Source organism: Rhizobium sp. N122 (assembly GCF_002211295.1).
Classification (GTDB): domain Bacteria; phylum Pseudomonadota; class Alphaproteobacteria; order Rhizobiales; family Rhizobiaceae; genus Rhizobium.
The window spans coordinates 1-7,610 of record NZ_LOKU01000074.1 but is presented as its reverse complement, the minus strand read 5'-3'; the positions used below and the strand labels follow the sequence as shown (position 1 = coordinate 7,610).

Annotated in this window: 4 protein-coding genes and 1 pseudogene; 3 read left to right on the top strand and 2 right to left on the bottom strand. The window is 48.1% G+C overall.

The features are described from left to right. Positions 1–121: 121 nt before the first annotated feature. Positions 122–568: pseudogene (locus tag ATY75_RS31140) on the bottom strand (IS5 family transposase); the annotation flags it as partial. A 1,894-nt stretch (positions 569–2,462) separates the two neighbouring features. Here ATY75_RS31140 and ATY75_RS31135 point away from each other — a divergent pair. Both ATY75_RS31135 and ATY75_RS31130 read left to right on the top strand, forming a co-directional pair. Continuing rightward, complete coding sequence (locus ATY75_RS31135; protein WP_088940429.1) at positions 2,463–3,941, top strand: trehalose-6-phosphate synthase; 1,479 nt, start codon at positions 2,463–2,465, stop codon at positions 3,939–3,941. 500 nt (positions 3,942–4,441) lie between these two features. Next, positions 4,442–5,497: an NAD/NADP-dependent octopine/nopaline dehydrogenase family protein gene (locus tag ATY75_RS31130; protein WP_011427380.1), complete on the top strand. Its 1,056-nt coding sequence runs from the start codon at positions 4,442–4,444 to the stop codon at positions 5,495–5,497. 555 nt (positions 5,498–6,052) lie between these two features. Here the strand turns inward: ATY75_RS31130 and ATY75_RS31125 are convergent. Then, on the bottom strand, positions 6,053–6,448 hold the full coding sequence (locus tag ATY75_RS31125; protein WP_225881195.1) for a hypothetical protein: 396 nt from the start codon (positions 6,446–6,448) through the stop codon (positions 6,053–6,055). A 972-nt stretch (positions 6,449–7,420) separates the two neighbouring features. On the opposite strand from ATY75_RS31125, the gene ATY75_RS31120 reads away from it, so the two are divergent. Then, positions 7,421–7,610, top strand: a 190-nt coding sequence (locus ATY75_RS31120; RefSeq protein WP_143535370.1) for a transposase, incomplete at its 3' end; no start/stop codon positions are given.

Here is a 7,610-nt window from a genome sequence, read left to right as displayed (position 1 = left end):
ACATGATCTCTATGCGAGCCATGAAACCTCTTCGTTCTGGTATTAATGTCAGCACTAATGCTGGTTCTAATGCCAGAACATCGCCTGATTTGGCCGATCAGCAAAAACAGCTCACCGTACGCTCACTGACAATCTGACGTTTGCGGCCCTTAATCTTCTTGCCTGCATCATAGCCGGATATTCCGCCGCTTTGCGTGGCCTTGACGCTTTGGCTGTCGATAATCCCTGCCGTCGGTTGCGCCTCCCGTCCCTCGATTTCCCGCGCCGCCATCACCAGAAGCTGGTTGATGCTCTGCCACAGTCCGATCGCGCGCCAAGCATAAAAATAACCGCGCACTGTCGAAACCGGCGGAAAATCGCCCGGCAGTATGCGCCATTGGCAGCCGCTCGAGGCGATATAGAGGATCGCCTCCACGACCGAGCGCATATTCGTCGTCCGACGCCGCCCGCCACGACGCGCTGGCGGGATCAGCGGTTTGATCAACGCCCATTCCCGGTCCTTCAAATCACTTGGAAAACGAAGCACGTCTCGGTTATGCTCACGGCGAGCGATAGCAGTCCAGCTCATCCAAACCCCATTTGATTTAGCACCAATAGGGAATCACAACTGCCTGTTATCGCTCAACTTCTTTTAAATCGGGCTCTCAGGCATTGGCAGGATATATCCTGATGTAAAACATCGTGTGAGTCTGGAAGGTCCACTTCCGGCTCATGTTTTACATCGGAGATGTCGCTTTCAGTCTATGTAACAAGGTTTTAAGTTCTTGCTAGACAGTGATGCGCCCTCCACCTCGCCACCGGCCGCTTCCATCGTGAGATACGGCGGCCGTAATCCAACTGTCCTTCGGTGGTGAATCCAGTAACAGAAAGCGACAGCACAATGGCAACAACCTGGTAACTAAGTGGGCTTGCCGCCTATTCCGTTCGTAAACATTGGAAAATTTCATTATCAATAAAGAAAGATATCAACGTGCCTGGCTTATATTAAACATTGAAAATAAAGACATCGCGCTAAACTTGCGAAATAACGTTAAATATGACAACTTCTACGAATAGCAATAAGAAGTCACACAGTGGCACAGGATCGACCATTCGTGGTCGGTGAGTTCGTAGCGGCGACGCGTCATAGAGGCTCCCTCATTCGGAAGCCTTGAATCACGACACGCGAAAAACGCCAAGCAATTTATGAGTTCGCTGCCTGGAATTGTCTGGTTTGCAATACGGAATTATTAGATGATAAAGTTTGAGTTCGAATATCAAAAGTGCTCAGTGCATAAAAAATTGCGACGCAATTCATACAAATATAGATTCTTTTCATTAGCCTGACCTGGCTTATTCATAAAACGAAACACGTAGACGGACCTCGCCACAAGGCCGAGACATAAACACGATAGCAAACGCTTACAAATCAAGGAAAAAATAACAACAGTCAAAAACTGACTGAACGAACACAACAATAGACCCAGGCCAACGTACGGCAACTTCGATCATGCGTTTACCGCCGGCCTACGGCTGGCCCATATCCGACCACGTCGATCGAGCCCGTCAGAGGTGCGTTCCGATCAACAGCGATGTACCATGATGGCCCGGGGGGCGGGTTGGCCGGAGACTTGTCCGACAGAGACGGGCTTCCACTCAACCGTCTAGTGCTCACACATTCCTCAACCTCCGCTTTGCTCATATAGATGTATCCGAGGTCAATCGCGGGTATACCCTTTGCAATTGAGTAGTTCGTCTTGGCGTTATAGAGCGCAGAAGTCAGAAAACGAGCAGACGCATTTGTGAGTTGTAAGGGGGTCCACGACGACGACGACATCGTGAGGAGGCAGATGCTGCAAGTCTACGTTGTGTGATGGAAGGACAAGGAGTTGTGATGGCTAGAATGACGAGGAGGGATATAAATAGGGGACGGATTAAGTCCTTCCAGCCGTTGCAAAGTGGGTTTTTAAGCCGGGCGAACAGAATAATGGCCTTTGCATGCGCGAAGCGCTAAAGAATAAAAAACTAGGGCCCTTCGCGAGACCCAAACATGGCTTACCGTTGGAGAACGACAGAAAGCGACAGCGTTAGGTTATTCTTATTGGCCACGCTTTGAGATGGCGACGCTTGATGGCTTTTCGCAAAAGACAAGAGGTCATTGATATCGCCCCGCGAAGAGCCGCCGCGAAAGCTCAAGGGATTGACCCTGAACACTTATGATGCGTGGATGTGGAGGCCCAATAAGGAAGAGCGCCCGTGGCGCAAACAGCCCGGTTAGAATGCCCCGCAGTCGCAATCAAACTAGAGCCACCAAATCGATTGAAGAGGCACAATGCGTCACGCGCAAGGCTTGGCTTGGCAAGGCTTGGCGGGATATATAGCTTTGTAGCCTTTCTTTGTTTGTATGTATAAATAAGATTACGTATAATGCGAAATTGTGGCGAGCATTTTAATAGTTGGATTTCAATAAATACATTTGAATTATGAAGTGTGTGAGGCCGCAAAACACACTTGGTTCATCTACGGTAAATTGTTCAGAATGCTGTGCACTGACGGAGCATGAGTTTCTAGGATGCCCGGTCGACCCAATCGACACGCAGGGTCGTCTGATCGTAGTTTCCAACAGAATTCGCCGTGATGCGTCTCCTGGTAACAATTCAGGCGGGTTGGCCGTCGCCGTGAATGCTGCTTTGAAGTTGAGGGGAGGCATCTGGATGGGCTGGTCGGGAAATACTGACGCCGAGGCTACATCAACGAAAATGACTCGAGAGGGAAATGTAACGTACGTCGAAGTTGACCTCACCACCGCCGACGTCCGGGACTACTACAACGGCTTTTCCAATCAGACCCTTTGGCCTCTTTTTCACTCGTTTAAGGATCGTGCGGTTCTTAGCGAAGATTACGAGGTGGCCTACCGGCGGGTGAACGCCACCTTTGCGGAAATACTTTTTCCTTTGGGGCGTCCGGATGATGCAGTATGGGTGCATGATTACCACCTGATTCCACTGGCTGAAGAACTAAGGAAGCTAGGTTCCATAGGGCGTGTCGGTTTTTTTTTACATGTCCCGTGGCCGAAGTTCGAAGTGCTTCATGACGTGCCTGTACACAAGCTTTTGCTTAAAGCAATGTCCAGCTATGATGTGATAGGCTTTCAAACACGCAATGATTTGACAAATTTTTATGAGGCTGTGAATTGCTGCAATGAGGGTGGAAAACTAGAGAATGACGTTGTTCTCTTGTTTGGGCGGAGGATCAAACTGGGTGCGTACGCTGTTTCCATTGAAACCCTGAATTTCGCGAAGTCCGCTGCGGCTGCGGCGAAGCAGCCGTCGATGCGTCAAATGGTGGAAAGCTTGCAGGGGCAGACGCTGATTATATCAGTTGATCGCCTTGACTACACGAAGGGCATCCTGGAGCGTGTGAGGGCTTACGAAACGTTCCTTAAAGGTAACCCCTCGTATCTCAGGAAAGTGACTTATCTCCAGATCGCTCCCATATCCCGCTCCGACGTTCTGGAATATCAACAATTGCAAGCGGCGGTCGCGGAAGCGGTCGGCAAGGCAAATGGCGCAATCGGGACGGCGGACTGGACGCCTCTTCGCTATATCAATTCTGGTTCGTCTAGAGATGAGCTTGGCGCTCTTTTTAGGTTGGCGAGGGTTGGATTCGTAACGCCGATCAGGGATGGCATGAACCTCGTGGCGAAGGAATATATTGCAGCGCAAGACGCGGCCAACCCTGGCGTTTTAATTATTTCTGGGTTTGCTGGCGCCGCGCAAGAGCTTTCTGCGGGTATTATTGTAGATCCCCGAAATATTCAAAGTATGGCTCAGGCAATTGCAGACGCCTTAGAAATGCCGCTTACTGAGCGTAAAGATCGTTGGAGGAATATGATGACCTGGCTGTTGGAACACGATATCAACTACTGGACCAATACGTATCTTGATGACTTATTTAGCTAAAGCACTACTGTCATGGGACGAATATTATTTATTTATACGTTCATATGTATAACTCGTTGTGCTGAAAAGGCGAGACCCATGTAAAGATCAATACAGTATAAATCGTCTGCCTGAGTCAAATTATTGGGTATGAATTAGTTTCGCTAACTAGCTTCGTAATTTTCTTTATCTCTAGTGTATGGCTTATTTAATCTGAAATAATTTAGCTATATTATTTGTTGTATAAATGGCGCATTTTTTTCCAAAAGGCGATCTAAAAGACCCATGACTGCCTCCAAAAGACAGTCTTGAATCTGATTTGCTCACTTTTGGGAATCCCAAGAGTCCACGGCCCCTAGATCGTATGGTTGTGCACCATTGTGATTGATGGGCCACTCCAAGACTTTTGCTAGCGCATAATGCGTAAGTGCTTACGTCAAAAATCCCTTTCATCGATTATAAATACGGAGTTTGGCAAGGGGAAATTCACATCTCAATCCTACAATCAAATTTCTCTAAATATGAAAGTCCTTATTATCGGCGCCGGTAATCTTGGAAACGCGTTCGCCGCGGACTTATCCAGCCGAAATCATCGGGTTTCAATTTGGACTCACCCCAGTCATCCCGGCAACAGCATCAAGATTGCCAATGAAGGGCTAGAAGCAAAGGGGGCTGTTGTTGGGCATTTCTACCCCACCATTCTCCCAGACCTTGGCCATGCCGTATCCGAGGCAGAAGCAATCATTGTTACCATTCCCGCTAAGGCCGGCGTTAAGGAAGAGCTGAAGGTCAGGCTGGCTGAACATGACCTCGCAAGCAAGATCCTTATATGGGTTCCCGGACTTTTGGCGAGCCTGGTTGGGGTTAAGCTAAGCACTGCTGCCACGTTTGAGGCGTCCAACTCACCTTATGGCTGCCGTATCGATGAAGGTAAGGCTTTCATTAAGGCCTTTAAAAAGGTGATTGAGATTGCCGCTTTCGATGCTGACAGTGAGACGGAGTATCGAAGTCAAGTCGAAGCTCTCTTTCCAAGTAGGCTTGAGTGGCGTGCAAACATACTGGATGTCGCCATGCACAACACCAATTTCATCACTCATCCGGTGACCGTGATAGAGAACGCCCAGCGCATCCTGGCTGGTGAGAGCTTTCGCTTTTATAGGGACGGTATGACCCCCTCCGTCTGTGAGAAGATGGAGAAACTTGATGAACTCCGCATGTCCGTTATTGCGAAGTTCAATTTTGCAGGGATTAGCCACATCGGTCTGGTCAATCGTTGGTATGGAAGGAACGAGCCAAACTATCTCGCGTTTGCGCGCAATTCTCCCTCTCACAATGCCACGCTTGGAGTTCCCTCCGACATGCAGCACCGTTACCTTACTGAAGACTGCCGGATGCTCCCCTTTTACAGAGGCCTTGCAGAAAAGTTCGGTATCAACGCCGAGATCGCGGACTGGGTTTTGGCTCAAGCACGGGCTTTAGCCGGAGAGGACTTCGAAGAAACCGGACTGACCCTAGCTAAACTGGATATGGAGGGTCTCTCTGGGGATGAAATCGTCGCGAAATGGGGTGCAAATTAATCCAGAAGTACCGAAACACAATCTACGTTTGTGTTTTCGCGGAAGTTATAAGTGTTGTTATGCTCTACATTATGCGGTTATAGCCGCTCCCCGTAGTGTGATGATGGCGTTCAACCGAGCCCTAAGGCTCTAATGCATTATAAATGAAAGAGCGCTAAATCGGATTGTACGTGGTTGTGATGTATCTGCTCGCTCTTATGTATAAATAAAGCGGCCTTTGTTATCGTTTTTAATGTAAATCAACAAGATTGTGCGACTATCTTAAGTGTGAGTTACCATTCCGTGCTCCCCGTGAACTGCACCCTGATGCCGAAATTTTCGACTACGCGAAATCCGTTACCCTTAGAAAGCCAAATATTACGTAGATTTTGATAAAATAATTTCGGCAACGCTATTTCATTTTGAGCGGTTAAAGGTTGCGTGTTTGCAGCTGCCGACGGAGGGATACTGTAATAAAAAATCAAACACAGCTATTTAAATCAAGTGGAATTACAAAAACGTGTTCAACCAAAGTACCATAATCCATATAATTTATTCTTTGATAAGCCGCGTAGACTACCATCCCGCGAATACACGCTTTTGAAGATAATGATTAAAAGTAAAACAATTTGCGATCCCGCTGGCGCAACCGGGCTCGTTGTCAAAACTCTTGATTTGTTTAAACCAGATAAAGAACGTCTTCAGTTGATCGAGATTTTCAATATGGGGGTAATTGGGCACAGCTTTCGATATCATGATTCGTTTGCCGACTGCATCAAGCAATGGCTTATCCTTCGCTGGTTCATATCCCAGAGCAATCCACTCAGCAATAGAATAGGCATCCTTTACGTTTTCCTTGAAGTTGTCAGCCACCCCCCACCCCTTGTCGGCCAACTCGACGATATTAATGGATTTGATCTTCTGCATTGCCACGGGCGCATCTTTATTCTCGCTTGCCAGTTTTTCCTCCAAAAGGTTCCCAATCGACCGCGAACTTGATCTGTACAAAATATTCAATCACTATTGCAAACGGCAGAAAATTTAAAGTACAGGCCTACCTTTTCGGAGTTCAAGCAGACAAAAATAGCCATCTGCTGCCCCAACATCTCGCGAATTATAGGATACGGTGCTTCGGGAAATTGGCTAGACATTGCAAGAAATTTCGGCCTTTTTGGCAAATATGTTGGTCAGTGATAAGAATTTATAGACCGGGTGACGAGCCATTTTCGTGAGAATGACGTCAGGGCAGGGCTCAAATGCCCAGTGAGGTCCGGTTTGCAGGAGCAAAGTAATCCCTAGCATATTTTCGTCGAAGCCGACTGTATTGACGGACTAACCCTTCTCAGATGATGCGACAACTACAGCACAATCACTAACTCAATGATGACCGGTCTTACAGGTGTCCAGTGAACAAAACTGCGCTGTCATTTTCAAGTGACGACAATAAGATAAGGCAAAAAGTCTTGCGCCACGTGATTGTGCCCCACAAGCGTTTGGACGCGATAGGCGGGTTTCGTCCTGTGTGAGGTAAGCGCTGACGACAGAGCAGATAACCACTCCCCAATTGGTGCCTTTATTCACTGATCTTTGTGCAATTAATTATAGGGGCAATTTTCAAGCCAGTATTCCGAAAGTCTTTGAGTCACGTGATGCTCAATACAACGATGGATTTATGCGCACGGCGCTGTCAGTAAGTCTCGTAAGCCATGACGATAGCACAGTGGAAGGCGCATATATCAAAACTGGCGGCTTATCTTCGCTGGCAATAAGTGGACGTTCCATTTGCCGTCGCACCAAAGGGCCGCGTAACCCTGCCCTGTTTAACGAATTCGTGTTTGATCCTGATATGTCTAATTGGTTATAAAAGACGATCTTGGCGGGTGACCTGCCACTGCGAATTTCCTCCAGAATTGATTAGAGTCCGGCCCATCAAAGGACGGACGAATGAAGATCCGGAGATTTACCGAAGAGCAGATAATTGCGGTGCTGAAGGAGCAGGAGGCTGGTGCGAAGGCGGCCGACCTCTGCCGTAAGCACGGGATTTCGGAAGCGACGTTTTACAACTGGAAAGCCAAATACGGTGGTATGGAAGTGTCCGAGGCCAAGCGGCTGAAGGCGCTTGAGGACGAGAACG

Bases quoted from the DNA above. Each gene is read 5' to 3' on its own strand.
- ATY75_RS31135 (WP_088940429.1), top strand. From the start codon at position 2,463: ATGAAGTGTGTGAGGCCGCAAAACACACTTGGTTCATCTACGGTAAAT.
- ATY75_RS31130 (WP_011427380.1), top strand. From the start codon at position 4,442: ATGAAAGTCCTTATTATCGGCGCCGGTAATCTTGGAAACGCGTTCGCC.